The sequence below is a fragment of the Flavobacterium enshiense genome, from assembly GCF_040750275.1.
GTDB classification, from domain to species: domain Bacteria; phylum Bacteroidota; class Bacteroidia; order Flavobacteriales; family Flavobacteriaceae; genus Flavobacterium; species Flavobacterium enshiense_B.
Genome location: NZ_JBDOCV010000004.1, coordinates 482,052 through 500,108 on the forward strand (window position 1 = coordinate 482,052; position 18,057 = coordinate 500,108).

General features: G+C 34.2%; 18 protein-coding genes. 9 read left to right on the plus strand and 9 right to left on the minus strand.

Annotation, left to right across the window (positions count from 1 at the left end; translation table 11 throughout):
* Window positions 1–97: 97 nt before the first annotated feature.
* The 3 genes from cdd to porU all read right to left on the minus strand — a co-directional run bounded on the left by cdd (window position 98) and on the right by porU (window position 5,750).
* On the minus strand, window positions 98–580 hold the full coding sequence (gene cdd / locus ABGT15_RS08940) for a cytidine deaminase (RefSeq protein ID WP_367231065.1): 483 nt from the start codon (window positions 578–580) through the stop codon (window positions 98–100).
* Between the two features lie 73 nt (window positions 581–653).
* On the minus strand, window positions 654–1,841 hold the full coding sequence (gene porV / locus ABGT15_RS08945; RefSeq protein WP_367231066.1) for a type IX secretion system outer membrane channel protein PorV: 1,188 nt from the start codon (window positions 1,839–1,841) through the stop codon (window positions 654–656).
* Window positions 1,842–1,880: 39 nt separating this feature from the next.
* Window positions 1,881–5,750 (minus strand): type IX secretion system sortase PorU, encoded by a 3,870-nt coding sequence (gene porU / locus ABGT15_RS08950; protein ID WP_367231067.1) that lies wholly within the window; start codon window positions 5,748–5,750, stop codon window positions 1,881–1,883.
* 211 nt (window positions 5,751–5,961) lie between these two features.
* Here porU and gldJ point away from each other — a divergent pair, with 211 nt between their 5' ends.
* The 5 genes from gldJ (at window position 5,962) to ABGT15_RS08975 (ending at window position 11,094) form a co-directional block, all read left to right on the plus strand.
* A complete protein-coding gene (gene gldJ, locus ABGT15_RS08955; protein ID WP_367231068.1) occupies window positions 5,962–7,674 on the plus strand; it encodes a gliding motility lipoprotein GldJ in 1,713 nt (570 codons plus the stop codon).
* Window positions 7,675–7,743: 69 nt separating this feature from the next.
* Window positions 7,744–9,027, plus strand: a complete 1,284-nt coding sequence (locus tag ABGT15_RS08960; protein ID WP_367231069.1) for a UDP-N-acetylmuramoyl-tripeptide--D-alanyl-D-alanine ligase — start codon at window positions 7,744–7,746, stop codon at window positions 9,025–9,027.
* Window positions 9,028–9,150: 123 nt separating this feature from the next.
* The gene (locus ABGT15_RS08965) at window positions 9,151–10,011 is read left to right on the plus strand and encodes an alpha/beta fold hydrolase (protein ID WP_367231070.1); all 861 of its coding nucleotides are present in this window, start codon (window positions 9,151–9,153) and stop codon (window positions 10,009–10,011) included.
* Complete coding sequence (locus ABGT15_RS08970; protein WP_367231071.1) at window positions 10,011–10,514, plus strand: RNA polymerase sigma factor; 504 nt, start codon at window positions 10,011–10,013, stop codon at window positions 10,512–10,514. The genes ABGT15_RS08965 and ABGT15_RS08970 overlap by 1 nt, the downstream gene beginning before the upstream one ends.
* Complete coding sequence (locus ABGT15_RS08975; RefSeq protein WP_367231072.1) at window positions 10,501–11,094, plus strand: hypothetical protein; 594 nt, start codon at window positions 10,501–10,503, stop codon at window positions 11,092–11,094. Before ABGT15_RS08970 ends, ABGT15_RS08975 begins: the two co-directional genes overlap by 14 nt.
* Window positions 11,095–11,230: 136 nt before the next feature.
* Here ABGT15_RS08975 and ABGT15_RS08980 read toward each other — a convergent pair whose 3' ends face one another.
* Genes ABGT15_RS08980 through ABGT15_RS08995 form a run of 4 tightly spaced genes read right to left on the minus strand, consistent with a single transcriptional unit; the run spans window position 11,231 to window position 13,152 of the window.
* A complete protein-coding gene (locus tag ABGT15_RS08980) occupies window positions 11,231–11,653 on the minus strand; it encodes a hypothetical protein (protein WP_367231073.1) in 423 nt (140 codons plus the stop codon).
* Between the two features lie 48 nt (window positions 11,654–11,701).
* The gene (locus tag ABGT15_RS08985) at window positions 11,702–12,328 is read right to left on the minus strand and encodes a hypothetical protein (protein WP_367231074.1); all 627 of its coding nucleotides are present in this window, start codon (window positions 12,326–12,328) and stop codon (window positions 11,702–11,704) included.
* On the minus strand, window positions 12,325–12,729 hold the full coding sequence (locus tag ABGT15_RS08990) for a hypothetical protein (protein ID WP_367231075.1): 405 nt from the start codon (window positions 12,727–12,729) through the stop codon (window positions 12,325–12,327). The genes ABGT15_RS08985 and ABGT15_RS08990 overlap by 4 nt, the downstream gene beginning before the upstream one ends.
* A gap of 15 nt (window positions 12,730–12,744) precedes the next feature.
* Window positions 12,745–13,152: a hypothetical protein gene (locus tag ABGT15_RS08995; RefSeq protein ID WP_367231076.1), complete on the minus strand. Its 408-nt coding sequence runs from the start codon at window positions 13,150–13,152 to the stop codon at window positions 12,745–12,747.
* A gap of 99 nt (window positions 13,153–13,251) precedes the next feature.
* On the opposite strand from ABGT15_RS08995, the gene ABGT15_RS09000 reads away from it, so the two are divergent.
* Window positions 13,252–13,479, plus strand: a complete 228-nt coding sequence (locus ABGT15_RS09000; RefSeq protein WP_367231077.1) for a helix-turn-helix domain-containing protein — start codon at window positions 13,252–13,254, stop codon at window positions 13,477–13,479.
* A 175-nt stretch (window positions 13,480–13,654) separates the two neighbouring features.
* On the opposite strand, the gene ABGT15_RS09005 is transcribed toward ABGT15_RS09000, so the two are convergent.
* Both ABGT15_RS09005 and ABGT15_RS09010 read right to left on the minus strand, forming a co-directional pair.
* A complete protein-coding gene (locus ABGT15_RS09005; RefSeq protein WP_367231078.1) occupies window positions 13,655–14,089 on the minus strand; it encodes a JAB domain-containing protein in 435 nt (144 codons plus the stop codon).
* Between the two features lie 52 nt (window positions 14,090–14,141).
* Complete coding sequence (locus ABGT15_RS09010; RefSeq protein WP_367231079.1) at window positions 14,142–14,528, minus strand: hypothetical protein; 387 nt, start codon at window positions 14,526–14,528, stop codon at window positions 14,142–14,144.
* 545 nt (window positions 14,529–15,073) lie between these two features.
* Here ABGT15_RS09010 and ABGT15_RS09015 point away from each other — a divergent pair.
* From ABGT15_RS09015 to ABGT15_RS09025, 3 genes are read left to right on the plus strand one after another with little or no spacing between them, the layout of a single operon-like run.
* On the plus strand, window positions 15,074–16,066 hold the full coding sequence (locus ABGT15_RS09015) for a hypothetical protein (RefSeq protein WP_367231080.1): 993 nt from the start codon (window positions 15,074–15,076) through the stop codon (window positions 16,064–16,066).
* A 34-nt stretch (window positions 16,067–16,100) separates the two neighbouring features.
* Window positions 16,101–17,339, plus strand: coding sequence for a pentapeptide repeat-containing protein (locus ABGT15_RS09020; RefSeq protein WP_367231081.1), 1,239 nt, complete (start codon window positions 16,101–16,103; stop codon window positions 17,337–17,339).
* Window positions 17,329–17,766 (plus strand): group I intron-associated PD-(D/E)XK endonuclease, encoded by a 438-nt coding sequence (locus ABGT15_RS09025; protein WP_367231082.1) that lies wholly within the window; start codon window positions 17,329–17,331, stop codon window positions 17,764–17,766. The genes ABGT15_RS09020 and ABGT15_RS09025 overlap by 11 nt, the downstream gene beginning before the upstream one ends.
* Window positions 17,767–18,057 lie beyond the last annotated feature (291 nt).

Genomic DNA, 18,057 nt, shown 5'->3' on the forward strand with positions numbered 1-18,057 from the left:
ATTCACAAGCTTTAAGCGATGTTACACAATTTTGCGAAATGCAAAAGTAACACTTCAATTTTAGAAGTAAAAATTTAAAATCAGGATTTTAAAAATATCACAAAAAGTTTTTATCGAACGTTAATGGCAACAAATCCTTCAACGAATCCGACTTAAACACTTTTCCGACAGCACCCATAAAATAAATTTCAATCGGCATATCCTGACGGAATTCATATTCTGCAATAGATTGGCGACAAGCTCCACAAGGCGGAATAGGATCCGAAACCTCTTTACTGTCTGCAGTAGCCGAAATGGCAATTTTTAAAATTTTAGCTTCCGGATAAATGGCCCCCGCCTGAAAAATCGCCACCCGTTCCGCACACAATCCCGACGGATATGCGGCATTTTCCTGATTCGACCCTACTACAACTTTTCCGTTATCCAACAAAATAGCTGCACCAACTCTGAATTTAGAATAAGGCGCATACGCTTTCTTTCTGATTTCAACCGCCTGATCCATCAAACTCTTTATTTCCGGAGAAAGCTCTTCTGCAGAATCATAAACCAAAAAAGTTGACGTAATACTAATGTTCTTCATGCAATCAAATTATTAGAGACAAAAAATCCAAATTCATTGCGAATTTGGATTTTTAATTAAATTATGTTTCTTGCTACAAATCATCGTAGGAATCACCGAAATTAAATGACAACGAGAATCGTAGGGTATTTTCCAACGGATTTTTAACATTTGATGTCGAAAACAAATACGAAACATCCACTTTTACAACGTTGTATTTGAATCCAGCCCCGATGGTCGCAAACTTACGCGCTCCTTTTTCTACGCTTTCATTAAAATAACCGGCTCTGAAAGCAAATGATTCCTGATACCAGTACTCTGCTCCTAAAGCCCAGGTAAACTCTTTCATTTCTTCACCAAAACCGTCCGGTGCATCTCCGAAAGACTTAAACATTCCAGACACCCAACCTATGCTTCTGTAGCGTTGATTTGCTTCTGAATAAGCCGTATTTACTTCACTTGGCTCAATATTTCCATTACCGTTCAAATCTACAGGCGTTACTTTCTCGGGAGTAGGAACCATTAACTTATTCACTTCTCCGACCGCCGAAATCTTATTATATTCATCCAAAATAAAATCAAAACTTCCTCCTAATTTCAGATTGGAAGGCAAAAAGTTGGAACTGCGCTCTACATCACCATCATACGAAATCTTAGGCCCCATATTCTGAAGGTTCAACCCTAATCGGTATCGGGCATTAAAATCACTCATCGCAAATTCTTCCGACTGATAAAAAGCAGCCACATCCACTGCAAACGAATTCGCCGCAGAAGCATCTACATTATCTGTAGCGATTTTCAGATTGGAACGGATATAACGCCCCGCAATTCCCATGGAAAATTGCTCATCCAGTTTTAACGAATAAGACAGATCCACCGCAAACTCATTCGGGCTCACTGTATTAAGTTCATTTCCTTGGTTGTCCGTAAGCCCAATATCTCCTAAACCAAAATAACGAAGACTTGCCGCAAAAGCACTTCGTTCATTAAAGCGATTATAGTAGGTCACCTGCCCTAAGGAAATATCATTGGCGATACTTGTTAAATAAGGTGTATAACTAACCGAAAAACCATGTTTATAAGGCGAAAAAGCATACTTTGCAGGATTATATTGTTGTGAAAACACATCTGCTGAAGTGGCCACTCCCATATCCCCCATACCTGCCGCTCGGGCATCTGCGGTAATCAAAAGAAAGGGAACTCCTGTAGTAATTACCCTATCTTGAGCCGTAACCGTTTGAAAAACAGACAAGAGAAGAGCTGCTATTGCAATTTTTTTCATTTTTACTGTAAAAGTTAATTTGACAAATATACTATTTTCTTAAAGTATTACAAGTTTCTCAATCTTTTCGGAAGTTTTCCCCGTTGTTGAGGAACGTACTGTTAATTTATAAACATACACGCCTTTTCCGATGCGATCGCCAAAATCATCACGTCCGTCCCACTTTATATTACGGGACAAAAAGCCTTCCGTAGTAACCGACTGATTGATAGTTTTAACCAATTTGCCGTTAATAGTTAGAATCTGAACCTGAACATCCAAAGGCTCAAACGGCTTGTTGTGAGAAAACCAAAATTCTGTGTAACTCACAAACGGATTGGGATAATTCAACACGTTGGATAAAGTTACCTCGCCTTCATCCGCCACAACAAACTGAATTTCCGCCGTAGCAAAATTGTTATACACATCCCAGACTTTTAAGGTAAGCGTATGCAATCCTTTGGCTAAATTCCGAAATGGAAAACGAATATCGCCTTTGGTATAATCGTTCGGCTCGGTTTCGTAATAATCATTCAGTATATATGGATTGTTTTCATTACCGTCTAAAATTGCCACAATATCATGACCGATGCCGCTTGCTGTATTAATTCCGTTTTCATCTTCAAGTCTTGCCAAAAATATGGGTGATGCGTTTGTAATGCCACCCGAAACAAACGATTTGTCGTTCATCCACAATTGTATTCGCGGCGGTAAATTATCTGCAACAGCATTCGTATTAATATCTCCTACCTTTATGGTCTCGTCATACCCGGTCTGATCCTCAAGTTGGGAGCCGTTCTTGACATAAAAACTGATGCGTCCGTTACCAACCGGAATCCTGATATCTCTCGGCACCACAAATCCAAATTCAAACAAACCATTTCCTACGGAAGCATTCCCACGGAAAATCGTTTCTCCTAAAGTACTAAAATCCATCCTTATAAGACCAGACGAATTACTGATACCATCATTACCAAGTGTAGTTCTGCTCAATCTTTTATCAAAAATCTGAACCGCCAAATCACCATTATAGTTTGAAATGACATTGTCGGATTCATCCACAACTTCTCCTGACAACTTTACATAACTTAAAGCTTTTAAAGTATCTATAGGCTGCGTAATTGGTACATCGTTCACTTTGGTTAAACGCACTTTTGGCTTTGGAATCGCCAATTTCAACGCTGGATCACCAATAGAAAACACTACCCTGATATCAGATGAAGCCATCTGATTTTTCGCCCTTAAAAGCGCTTCTGCCACTGAAGGGTAATCATTTGATCCATAGGCAAACAAAGCCTGAGCTAATTTCTCATTCATCACCTCACCGGTAAACTGACTTATTTCCCTTGTAGTAGCCACCAAAGAAATCGCTCCTCCATTTGCATTCCAATACATGTATTCGCCTCCGGTTTGTCGCTGCGGATTATCAAACCGGGTAAACTCACAGGTTATGGTAACAAACAACGGATAACGATGACGGTTATTCAGATTTTGCGCATCCAGTTTTTCAAAAAGTCGCTCCTGAGCCAAACCATCTTCCCCACCATGCCCAAAATAGTTTATCACCAAATTACCCTGGTCGATTTCGTTCAGCATATCTTCTGTAGCTTTCGGATAACGGTTTCCTCCCGCCGTTGTCGTCTGCATATAGGAATCAGCATGAATTTTTTTAACATTCATAAATGGCTTTTGCACCTGTATCTGATTCGCCAGGTTATCCAAATCCGACTGTAAGGTAGCATCACCCTGCTTGTCAACATCATCCGAAACAAACAAACAACTGTTTCTCCATCTGCCATACGATTCTTCCGCATGGTACTCGATTACTTTATTTACCATCGCCTCCGCCTGAGCCACCGAACTCACCAACATTCTTCCAACAGCAACATCAAGCCCTTCCGAAGCATTTACTGTCCCTTCATTAATATCCATCAGGCCGTAAAAATCATCGGACATAAAAGCCATAAAATTTGAAAAATTAGTAGCATAACCTCCGGAATAAGGCATCGTATAACCATAAAAGGCATGAAAAACAGGTACTATGTTGGTATTATTATTAAGACGGTCTTTATAATCGTAGGAAGCATCTCCAAAAAGATTTACATATTTTATTTTTTCGGTAACTCTTGGATCATCCTGAGTATAGATATATTTAACAAGGTTTCTGATCGCACCAATATCCTGTTTCCCGGACGAGAACTCCTGATAAATTTGAGGCAGCTCCACAACCTTCACTTTAAGCCGCGAATAATTGCGGTGAAAATCAGCCAATTTTTCGGCTTGTGCCTTCAAAAAAGATGGCGTTACGATTAAATAATCCAAATTTTGAAAATTCCCAACACCATCTGTAAACAATGTTCCTTTCAAATTCTGATTCGCAATTCTTGCATTGGCACTTCCAGAAGGAAAATAAACATCGGCCAAATCCAAAGCAACATATTTTCGAACCTCTCCTAAACTCACCTTAAATGAATAAGATGCTTGGCCCGCATTCTCGTACTTCCCTACATTATAAATATCCGTCACATCCCATATTTCCGATATGGCAGACGCACCTGATAACTGATACTGCCCGATTCCCACATTGCTTCCAGCCAAATTGTTCTTAAAAAGGAATTGCTTTCCGTAGCCCTGAAGATTTCGTTTTGCTGAAAGGGAAATATAATCCAGATACCCATCAGAAGAAGGTACCCCTCCATTATTGTACTCCATTTGAATACTCACATTAGGTGTCGAAGCATTAAACTGCGCTACCATCAAATTCTCAAAAGCCGCATAATTCACACCTGCTGTAAGTGCCGAAAAAGGTATTGTTCCAATTTCCTGATTGTTGGCTTTCACTTTAAAGGAAGTTCCCACAAACGAAGCGGAAACAGCGTTTATCCTTATTTGTAAAGGCGAAGAAGTTACCAGATTGGGAAAGTTAAAGACAAAGTCTTGTATGTTCTCGAAGTTAAAATTATCTCCTACCCATTTTCTCCCCAACTTGCCGATATTGTTCTTATCCACTTCATAATACTGGTTATCATCAAAATCAGAGAATACAAAATCCGGATTTGCAGATGGCTGTGGTTTTACAGCAATCCTTTTTCCATCACCACCTACAACAGTAACATAATAATACGATTTCGAATCGTATAAATTGACACTCGTTAAACTCTCATCATTCCAGACATCGACTCCTTCAGCATAAAAAAGAATATAATCACTATCATCAAAAGAACCGTCTTCCTCCCCAACCACTTTAATCGCATTTTCTTCCAAATCTTCAGGATAAGCAACCTGATTGCTCAAAGGAATCATCCTCCCGCCGTTACCATAAATTTTAAGCTGACGGGGATTCACATTCGTATTCATCCCCAATTGCTGCAAAAAGCCTTTTGTAACCTTATAAATACCCGATTTTTCAACATGAAAACGATACCAATCTCCGCTTGCAAGCACCGAATTGGAAATTGCAAGTATGTCACGCCTTGAAGAGTTGGCATTGGCTTTATAAGAAAAGGAAAAGTCAATACTTTTTACTCTTTTTAGCAAATTCCCTTCCTTAATAATAGGAGAAAAAGAAAGCACTCCTGAATAATCGTTGCGCGAAACAGAATTAACAAGTGTTGCTTTAATTGACGAAGGCAGGTTCTCAAAAGACAAATCTTTAAGGTCTGATTTTGCCACCCCTTCATAAACAATCTTTTCAATTTTAAGACTCTTTTCATCAATAACAGCAGAAGTAGCAAACTTTTTCCTAAAGGCAAATGTCCGGTCCGCAGGATTGAAATCAATATTATCACTTTGGAATTTAGGAATGACATAAGAAATTGTATCGACATAAAATGCCGATGACTCATTCCACTGAACTATTACACTTTCTTTTTGTTGGGAAAAACAAAAAAAAACATTTAAAAGAAGAACAAAAAGTACTGTATTTCTCATTCTATACAAAACGTTATTTCTAAAAAGTTATTACAAATAGAAAAAATATTTTTCGTAATAGCTAATTTTGAACAATATATCTCACCGGAACACGTTACTATTAATGACTTTAACACCAATTTAAGTTTTTTTTAATAATTTGAAAAAAAGTTGTTGCAGTTTAATGGTTAATTACTATATTGCGGCACTAAATTTATTACCTACTTAAAGTATGAAAATTAGAAGAATTATGACTTTACAGATGTTGGCAGCGCTAGCGCTTACAATATCATTTGCTAGTTGCAGCAAAAAGGGGTCGTCTAAAGGAGGTTCTCAGGCAACAGGTTGGAAAATCAACGACAAAAAAGGTGGTTTCCAATACAATGACAAGTTTAAAAAACAGGAAACTCCTCCAGGAATGGTTGCTGTAGAAGGCGGTACCTTTACAATGGGTAAGGTAGAAGATGACGTAATGCACGATTGGAACAACTCTCCAAATCAACAGCACGTTCAATCATTCTACATGGATGAAACTGAGGTAACCAACATGATGTACGCTGAGTACCTGTTCTGGTTAAAAACAGTATTCCCTCCGGATGATGAAAACTATAAAAACATCTATACAGGTGCGCTACCTGACACGTTAGTATGGAGAAATCGTTTAGGATATAACGAAACGATGACTAACAACTATTTAAGACACCCTGCATATGGACACTATCCTGTAGTTGGTGTTAACTGGATCCAGGCTACTGAATTCAGCAAATGGAGAACTGACCGTGTAAACGAAGCTATCTTAGAAAGAGAACAGTACCTTAAAAAAGATGCTAAAATCAACGATGTTGATGCTCAAAACACATTCAGCACTGAGGCATATTTAGCAAGTCCTTCAACCGCATTTGGCGGAAACGAAGAAGTTGTTTTCAGAGGAAGAAAAGGTGCTAAAGGTAAAAATGCAAAACCACAAACCACTAAAGACGGTAAAACTATCGAGCCTAAAAACGTGTTCGCACAGAGAGCTTCAGGTATCATCTTACCGGAATACAGACTTCCAACCGAAGCTGAGTGGGAATATGCTGCTACCGCTTTGAACGGAATCCGTGAGTACAACATCTACAGAGGTAAGAAAAAATACCCTTGGAAAGGTCAATACACTCGTTCTGGAAAAAGACAAATGAGAGGCGATCAATTAGCCAACTTCAAACAAGGAAAAGGAGATTACGGCGGTATCGCAGGATGGTCTGATGACGGTGCTGATATCACTAACAAAGTAAAATCATATCCTCCAAACGATTTCGGTTTATACGATATGGCTGGTAACGTAGCGGAGTGGGTACAAGACGTTTACCGTCCAATGGTTGACGACGAAGCGAATGACTTCAACTACTTCCGTGGTAACGTTTACATGAAAAACAAAATCGGTGAAGACGGTAAAGTTGAAATGGTTACTTCAGAAAATGTTAAATATGACACTTTAAGTAATGGTAAAGTTTTAGCAAGAAACTTCCCTGGACAAATTGCTCAGGTACCGGTTGACGAAAATGAAACATACTTAAGATATAACTTCTCTACTTCTGACAACAGAAATTATAGAGATGGTGACAAACAATCTACGCGTTACTTCAAATTCGCTAGTTCTGAAGAAGAAGAAGGCGGTGAGAAAGAAAACGACAAGAAAAGAATGTACGATTCTCCTAAACACCAAATTTCAGTTGACAGTTTGGGTGTAATGAAGAGACAGTTTGACAAATCTTCAAAACGTACAACTTTAGTAAACGATGATTCAAGAGTTTACAAAGGTGGTTCTTGGAGAGACAGAGCTTACTGGTTAGACCCTGCTTCAAGAAGATACTATCCTCAAGACATGGCAACAGATTACATTGGTTTCCGTTGCGCAATGTCTAAAGTTGGTCCGAAAGACAACAAGAAAAAACCAAGAGGTTAATAAATAAATTTTCATACTATACAATAAAAGCCCTATTTTAGGGCTTTTATTTTTATACACGCTTTTCAAATGAGAATCGAAGAATTATACGAATGCTTTTTACAGTGTAAAACCGTTGCAACCGACACCCGAAAAATCGATTCAAACTCCCTATTTTTTGCCTTAAAAGGTGACAACTTCGACGCAAATGAATTTGCTCAGGAAGCCTTAAAAAAGGGAGCCGCTTTTGCCGTCATTGACAACAAAAAATTCTTCACCGATGAAGACAAAATGATATTGGTTCCCAACAGCCTAAAGGCATTACAGGATTTAGCAAATTATCATCGTCAGGAATTAGGTTTACCTATAATTGCCCTAACCGGAAGCAACGGAAAAACCACAACCAAAGAACTCATCAATACGGTTCTTTCCAAAAAATACAACACCAAAGCAACTGTTGGTAATTTAAACAACCACATTGGGGTACCTTTAACACTTCTGTCGTTCGATGAAAATACCGACATAGGCATCGTAGAAATGGGTGCCAATCACCAAAAAGAAATTGAATTACTCTGCAGAATTGCACAACCCGATTACGGTTATATTACCAACTTCGGAAAAGCACATCTCGAAGGCTTTGGCGGTGTAGAAGGCGTTATCAAAGGAAAAAGCGAATTATACCAATATCTCGAAGAACATAACAAAACTGTTTTTGTGAATCTGGACGATCCCATTCAAAAAGAAAAAACAGCTTCCATAAACCAGAACTCTTTTTCGCAAACCGAAAAAGCTGATGTCACTATTGATGCCGTTACCGCTAATCCAATGGTAAAAATATCCTTCAACAACACACAAGTAAATTCACACTTGATTGGGATTTACAATGCCAACAACATCAATGCTGCCATCACTATTGGGAAATATTTTAATGTTTCGGATTTGGATATCAAAGACGCAATCGAGCACTACATCCCTTCCAACAACCGTTCACAATTAACAGAAAAGAATGACAACCGCATTATTTTAGATGCCTATAATGCCAACCCGAGCAGTATGGCAGCGGCAATTGCCAATTTTATTCAATTGGAGGATTCAGGGAAAATTGCAATTTTGGGCGACATGTTTGAACTCGGCAATGAAAGCATTGAAGAACATCAAAAAGTTATTGGCTTACTAATCAACCATCCAGAAATTGAAACTCATTTTGTCGGGAAAGATTTTTTCGCCAACAAAACAACTCATATGCATTTCCATTTTCACGAAACTTTTGACAATCTTTCAGAAAGTTTTAAGAATAACAAACCAAAAAACAAAATGATACTAATAAAAGGTTCCCGAGGCATGGCTTTGGAAAGAACCTTAGATCTTTTATAATCTGAAAGCCGCATTACCTGCGGCTTTTTTTATTTCTTCAAAAAAAATCATATTTTTCTGTAACAATCCCCTAACCCCTGCATCAAAAGAGAAATTCAATTAAACAACCTAAAACATTATATCATGAAAAAATTGATTCTCTTAGTATTAGTTCTGTTAGCCACACTTAACGTATTTTCACAACACACTTCTTTTGATGTAAAAGTTATCGGAAAAGGGCAACCGGTAATTATGATTCCAGGCTATTCCTGCAGCGGAGAAGTCTGGAATGAAACGGTAAATCGTTACCAAAACCAATACCAACTCCACATACTTACTCTCGCAGGATATGCAGGTATTAAACCTATTCAGAATGAAGAAATCCTAAAAACGGTTCGCAACGAAATCATCCAGTATGTAAAGGATAACAAAATGAAGAAACCCATGTTAATCGGACACAGCTTGGGCGCCTTCATGACTTTATGGCTACACAGTACTGAACCGGATTTGTTTGGAAAAAGCATCTGTGTGGATGGCTTACCCTTTGTTTCTGCAATCAACAATCCCTCAGCTAATGCAGAAACACTAAAAAAGTCAGCACAATACAACAAAGAAACTGTGATTAACAATTTTAAGGCTTTGCCCGATGAAGGCTATGTAAAAAACATGACTAAAGCGATGTTATACCAAGTTAACGATTCCATCCGTGCCAAACAAATTGCAGAATGGAGTTATAAAAGTGACCGCACAACCCTAGGCAGTACGATAGTAGAAATGGCTACGACCGATTTACGAAAAGAAGTTGCAAAAATAAAAGCCCCTATTCTGGTTATGGCCAGCATATTCGGAACCAAAGAAGCCAGTGAAAAAGAATACAGCACACAATATGCCGAATTAAAAAACAAAACCATCAAAGTAGCCGATGCCAAACATTTCATTATGTACGATCAGCCGGAATGGTTTTACACACAAATAGATGCTTTCTTTAACCAAAACCAACAGTAGTGACATTATCCAACATTCAAGAACAAGAATTCAGGAAGATTTACAGCGACTATTCGCCTAAAATTCATCGCTTGTGTTTAGGTTATACCGGAGATGCGATGCTGGCAGACGATTTATTACAGGAAGTTTTTATCAAAGTATGGCAGCATTATGACAAATTCCGAGGCGAATCCCAAATCAGTACCTGGATGTATCGAATTGCCGTAAACACCTGCCTGCAATACCTTCGTGCTGACAAATCTAAACACAAGACAGCACTAGACAACTTACAATTTAAAGAGGACGACACCGAGACAGAAAAAGAACAACAAGTTCAATTACTATACAAATGCATCAGTGAGCTGGCCGAAACCGATCGTTTGATTATCACGCTATTGCTCGAAGAAGTCCCGTATCCTGAAATTGCAACAGCTACAGGCATTTCCGAAGGCAATCTCCGGGTAAAAATTCATCGCATCAAACAACAACTAACGACGATCTATTCGAAATATGAAAGACTTTAACGACATACAAAATTTATGGAACCAACAGGAAACAAAACCGTTGCCTGATGTAACGCAAATTATCGCCAAATCGAAGAAAGACAAGCAGGATTTTACCAACAAAATAATTGTACAAACCACTATTCTGGCACTTACTTTACCTTGCTTATTATGGATAGGCAGTATTATTGATTTTAAAAAAACTACCTCTTACATAGGATTAACGTTAATGTTTTGCTGTGTCTTTATCTTTTCAGCCATCCGATTGTATCAAATTATCCGTTTGAAAAAAATGGATGTAACTGCAGAACCACAAATCAATCTTCAAAAGCTGGAACAGTATTATTCCTTTCAAAAGCTGGTGAGCACCAAAATAACAGCAATCTATTTCATCGTAATGAACATTGCCTTTGGATTTTATTTTATTGAAGTCATGGCACCAATGTCTGCACTACTGAAAGCAACTGTACTGATTGCCTATGTTGCCTGGATGCTGTTTGCTTTTTTCTACCTAGGCAAAAAACAAAAAGCAAAAGAATATGCACGAATCCAGCATTTGATTGACACTTTAAAAGAAATAGAAAAGAATTACGAGAAATAAAAAAAGCACCTCAAATGAGGTGCTTTTCTGTGGGCGATGAGGGGTTCGAACCCCCTCTTATATAAAACTGTAATTACTGGGTTATACAAATATTATTATTTTCAAGTACTCCTTCTGGTCTTCCTTCAAGCAAATTTCAACCCTTATTATTCACCAGAAGCAAATAATTTTTATTGATAAATCTGGGCTTTCCATAGATAATTTGTATTTCCTTTTTCCTTGCTCTAAAAATAGTAAAATATACAATTCTCCAAACTTTAAATCTTCTACTCCATTCATCAATAACAATTTCTTTGGAAGCATTAAATACCAGGAATTGGTTAATAACTGTGAGTTGATTAATATCTGAATTCTTAATTGTAATTATTACTGCTGTCAAATAATCAGCATTAAATATCAGTTCAGTTTTATGTGTAGTAAAGTTCAGAAAATAATTAAGCTGTTTACCTATATATTTATAGCTGTGGTAACCTCTTAATCTATCATCTAATGCATCTAACTCAAATTGCCAATTCTCATGTTGCCTGTCAATTTTGAAAGGTAAATCAAGTTGTTTCATTTTACTTTCGGGTATAAAAAAACCACCTAACAGGTGGTTTATATTTTTCTACAAATCTTTCTTTTCACTGGGAATCTTTGAAAAAATCTCATCCCATTCTTTTAATTTCTCAGGATATAATTTTTTATTTTCATATAAATCAAAATAGACATCATAAAATCTGACTGAACTTTTAAAATCATCTTCTCTAATTATAACCCCAAAAGATTCATCAGGTGCATCAGAAATATGTAAAGTCTTAATTCCATCTGAGTTAAACATCAAAAAGGTGTAGAAATGCACTCCAATTTTTGAGTATAAATCATAATACTTAATTACCCAATCTCTCAAATCTTCATCAATACATAAAAAAGTCATGTATTCATCATAAGCCATATAGCATTTTTCCTCTAACTTATAAAGTTCAGTCACAACATCTAATTCATTATAAAACTTTATAAATTCTTGATATTCTGGTATTTTATTACAATTAACTTGTTTTAAAAAACAAGTAATGTATAGATTTTCAGCTCTCCTTTTTAAACAAGTATCACACAACTTATTGTATGATTGAAAAACCTTTTTATACAAATCCCCATATTTTAACAGCCACCAACTTACTTGGTGTATGGAATATTTAGAATTGTCTCCTAATTCCTTTAATTCTTGGTATGATGTTAATATCTCAACTTTCATTTTATTGCTAAAGCTATCAGTAGGAACACAACTCCAAACACTATATATAGTACACTTTTAATTTTTAATGATTTACTTGTATAAATACTTTCTTTGGGATAAAACATTAAAGCAATGAATGGTGTAACAACATAAAGAGATATTAAATTTCCAACAATCAATATTAACCAATGGAAATCTAACCCTACAAACAAAGGTATTGCAGCAAAGATAAGCCCACTAACAAATACTAATGCTGAAAGTCCAATGTTATCTTCAAATCTTCCATTTTCAAATTCATAATCAAAAGACTTGAGAGGATTAAAGGCTTGCATTCTTTTAAACCTTCTAACTGTATGCTGATATATCCCAAAAGGCATTTGGAACATTATAGTTGATAACAAAAATAAAACTACTGTCATAAAACTCAAATTTGATTAAAACCAGAATCTAAAAACTACAATTTTGTTAGGCTCACTCCTGTGCCAACCTTTTGAATGCCCATAAGCAAAAACTGGCTTACCATTTATCATGGTAATTTCAATTTCTGAGTCAGTCCCTCTATCAAGTACAGGTGAAAATTTCATCACCTTATTACCATCTTTATCTTGCTTAATTTCAATTTCCAATTTATATATTAAAGAAGTGCCTTTGTTAGGAGAAGTTATTTCAAGACTACCACCAGGGATAAGACTTATTGATTCAACAAAAGCATTTTCTGTTGTTTGACTCCATTTATTTTGTTGTACATCAACTAAAACTTCAGTCTTTGAAACATTGTATTCTTGGGAATATACCAAACAGTTTATAAATAAACTCAGGAATATCATCATTGTTTTTTTCATAGTTTATATGATTAAGGTTTACACAAATATATGTGTTATCAAATTTGATAGCAATATTTTTATCAATAATGACAACTTTTGAATGCTAATAGCCAAAAGTTGACTAAGAAAGAATTTCAAATAGCATTAGGTAAAAGAATAAAACAGTTAAGGGAAGAAAAGAACATTTCTCAAACTGCTTTAGGCAACATGTGTGATATTGAAAGGTCTAATATGAATAGGATTGAAGCAGGTAATACTAATCCATCAAGTTATTTACTCTATTTACTTGCTGAAAAATTAGGAGTTGAAGCATCTGAACTTCTAAACTTTAAACCTTTAAATTAAAAAAAGGCTATTAATACCTATCCTGGTTTCATAAATCCATATTGAAAAACAAGAAAATCATAGGCTTTTCAGTTTCTTCACTCTCTCACTGATTTTGAAAAACCAGGAATCTAAATGATTATATTGCACAGATTTTCTTTTTAGTATATATAGCTCAGGAAAATTTGTGCATTTTTTACAAAATCCCTTTTTCAGCAAAACTGAAATATTCACTTTTAGTTATTATCAAATGGTCAACTAAAGTAATATCCAACAACTGACAACTTTTTTTCAATTTATTAGTTATTTGTTTATCAGCTTCACTTGCTATCATATTCCCACTTGGATGATTATGTACCAGGATAATACCAGAAGCATTACATTTAAGTGCAATACCTAAAATGACTCTGACATCAACCACAGTTCCAGAGATTCCACCCTTTGAAAGGTCATAAATACCCAATACAAAATTTGCTCTATTGAGTAAAATGATTTTACATTCTTCCTGAAATTCAATTAAATCCACATTCCACTGAGATAAAATAAATTGATAAACCTCTTTACAATGAGTCAGCTTTATTCTATTGTTCATATTGGTGGAATAAGAAACTTTTATTTCTGCTATTTTCATAAAGTAATTATTTTAAGAAGACCTGTACTTCAAATACAGGTCTTCTTAATTGTTAAGCATGTGCCATTTCATGTTTATCATTCAAGGAAAAGGCTTCAACTGATGGCTTAAAGCTCTCATAAGTTGATTTTTGCTTCTCCTTTTCATCTGGTACATAACAGTATCTGTGGGTCAAAGTGATTATCTCACCTGTTTCTCTTACTGTGTATTCATAAGGTTCACATGCTTCCTTTTCAATACTACCAGACATTTGTGTTCCAATTAAAGCCTGACATGTTAATGCATCAAAAGTTGAAGGTAAATAAGCCTTTTTTGCAGTAGCATAAAAATTACCAGTCATTTTACTTTGCACCATTTCAATACCACCTTGGACTTCCAACACAAAGAATGATGAGCCATCCTCTTTGTTTCTTTCTTTAAAATTAATAATTGTTACCATTGTTTTGAGTTTTTGAGTTTAATTTTCCAATACAATGCAGTTTCTATGTGTAAATTCAGCTATCACCTTGAACAATACATCTACCTCAACAAAGTATTAGTACAATGACATTCATTGCTCCAGATGAGTGAGGGTTTTTAGGGGAGTTTTGAAAAGTAAAATGATTTAATTTTGGGTAATTAAGTTTACAACCAACAAATCAGATGAGTTAAACAGATGAGACACCAGAAATTGAATGAATTCATTATTATATGAATGAATTCATTTAAAAATGAAATACAATTTCAATCATACACATTTAAAATCATACTTCAAAAAAACTAACCAACCATCTTTTTCAAGATATTTTACTTCTGGTTTAAAAAAAAACACTTCAAAAACTTGGTAGGGGGATGTTGACTCATGAAGTTGTGGGGGTAGTTTTCTATATGGTGGTTTGCTCTTGAATTTTTTTTAGAATTAAAAATTTTTCAAAAAAAAAAAAAAAAAAACAGATTTGTATATTTGATAGTTCCTCAAAATTCTATAAATCTAAGGTTCTTAAAATGGCATATTTAACAGAATACTCATTTCGACAATTGGTCAAGACAACAGAAATTAAAGACTTAGATAGAATAAATCTGCAATTTTTCATATCAAACATTTATGAAAACAGTTATTTATTTTATTTTTTTAATCAGTTTGAATTAAAAACGTTATTTAAAGAAAAACTTATTTTATCAAGTGACAAAAATTACATATTAACCTATAGAGAGGTTCCAGTCAGAAATGATGATTTAAATTATGTTATTAAAATAAAAGGCAAAGTTAAGTATCACTTTGACAAAGGATGTGAAGCCTTAAATAGAGGTTTCAAAAATTTCTTTATTCCTGAAGCTGTTGTTAGATTAAAAAATCACGATATTGAAAAACACAGGTTAATTGTAGATGATATTAGAAATTGGTTCATAACAAATAATCTTACTATAGAACGTTATGAGGGAGGTGAAATAAACTCATTGACAATAACAAAAATGTATAACTCATATTTCCCTGATAAATACAACATTGAACCAATTTCTATTAGTCAATCAGACAATGAACAAAATAACTTTCAATGGTACATAGCAAAAAAAACTAATAATGTAGAAATTGAAAAGACCACTTTTGATTATGACATTTTTTTAAAAAATATAATTGAATTGATAAAAAAAAGAGAATACCTATGTAATAGCAGAACAATGCAAAACTTATCAAGATACGATTATTTATTAGGTCAAAATGATGATGATATTATAAAAATCATAAACACAAATATTGAAAAAGGGATATTAAATGAAGTAAGTCCTAATTTTATAGACAACTATGGTTTATCAAGTTTAAAAGAGTTCTGGGGAAAACATAAAAAATTAAAACAAGAAGCCTACAGTGAACTATCAGAGTATTTTAAATGGACATATAACTTAAAAGAAAAACAATTTGACAACCTATATTTAGAAAGTTTTAATCTTGAAGCCTGTAGTCTTTGTGGAAATAAAAAACAAGACAATACACTTTAACCTACTTTATAAACTTTTCTAAATTTATTTCATAATGGAAGGACAAAATTACTTTATGGTTTTCAACTCACAAGATGAGCTAGATGATTACTTAAACAGATCACCTGAACTTTATCATGAGGAGTATGGTAAATATTATTTTGAACAATCATTATTTACTTTTCATGCCAATTTTAGAAACATCAAGAGCTTTGAAAGTATTGTCTATTTTCAAAACTCTGAGTTTAAAAAAACTGTCACTTTCAAGAATAAGACCTTCAAAAAAGAAGTCCATTTTGAAGGTTGTAAATTTGAAGATCACGTAGATTTCTCCAATGCAGAATTTCATGATGTTGTAACATTTCCTGATTTTTCCTCAGTTATTAATTTCAGAAAAGCAAAATTTAACAGTGATGTTTTTTTTGGCAAAAACTTCAATGATGTAGTCACATTCTCTCACTCAGAATTTAAAAACAATGTTGATTTTAGTGAATCTACTTTTGAAAAAGATGTCTATTTTAATGACTGCATATTTGAAAAAGATGTCTATTTTGAAGTAGTTGATTTTGTTAATAAAGTAAACTCTTGGAATGTAACTTACAAGAGTAATGTCACATTCAAATGGTCAAATTTTAGAGGAAAAGCCAATTTTTCAGAAATTAAAGTTGAGAAAGGGCTACTCGATTTACATGGTGTTAATTTTGAAAAAAACTCATATTTCTATAATTCAACCATAAAAAATCTAGATTTAGACAAGAGTGTTATCGATAAAGGGGTCTTTTTTTTAGGTTCAAAAATTAAAAAATCAAATAGAGAAACATTTAGAATCATTAAAAATGAATTCAACAAACAAAATAATCATATTGAATCACTCAATTATCATCAAAGAGAAATGTACTCTTATTTTAAAGAATTACTAGCAGAGTTAATCCCTAAAAAAAATGAGTCAATATTAAATTACTTGCTGAAATTTTTAAGAAACTTAAATAATCTAGTAATACTCCTTTTAAATTTTATTTCAAATTTTTTTGGTTTATCTTGGATCTTCGGTGTGGTATTTACTTTCACTTCAACATATTTAATGTATAAGTTATATGTTTCACATTTGACATTTGAAGGAGAAATCTCATTTTGGCAGTATTATCCCCAGTTTCTTTCTCCTATCCATAAATTTGATTTTATTGAAAATGTAAAACAAACTAAATATTCTTATCTAATAGATTTTTTAGGAAGAATTGTTTCTTCTTTTGGTTTTTATCAAACTGTACAAGCATTTAGGAAATATGGAAAATAGTTTTGAATATAAAGAAACTAAACTACAACACAGTCAAACAGGAATAGCTTCTGAATTTTATGTTGCTGGTGAGTTATCAAGATTAGGGTACAATGTAACTTTTACCTTTGGCAACACTAAAAGCATAGATTTATTAATTGAAAAAGACAATAACATTATAGCAATCCAAGTTAAAGGTATACAAAGAACAAAATCAATTTGTTGGAACATAGACAAGACAAAAGTAAAAGGTAACATATTTTATGTCCTGGTAAACTTACATGTTGATGCTCCTAGTGAAAAACCAGAGTTTTTTATATTGTCTTCTTATGAAGTATTAGAATTATTTACAAGTCCTCCAAAATCAGGGGATAAAAGAGCATATTTAGATTATAAAAAACTTAAAAATCTTAAAGAATATCAAGACAAATGGAGTAAGTTATTCTAAAAATAATTTCAGCTCCCATCCCCTTTTTTTTTATCACATTTCAGGTTAAATAAACCTAATTATACAAAAAATAAGATAGCTTTGTCATTAAAAAATTTTAGTCTTATTGCATGTATAATCACTTTTTAATAAATTTCTATTTTTTTTAGAAATCTTAATCAATACAATGACTTTTTAAAGCTTAGTAAACTATTAACTTTTACTATCTTAAGAGTATACAACAATACGACAATCATTTATATTATCATCTAAAAGCTTTACACCCTTAAGTATAAAGCTGTAAAACACATA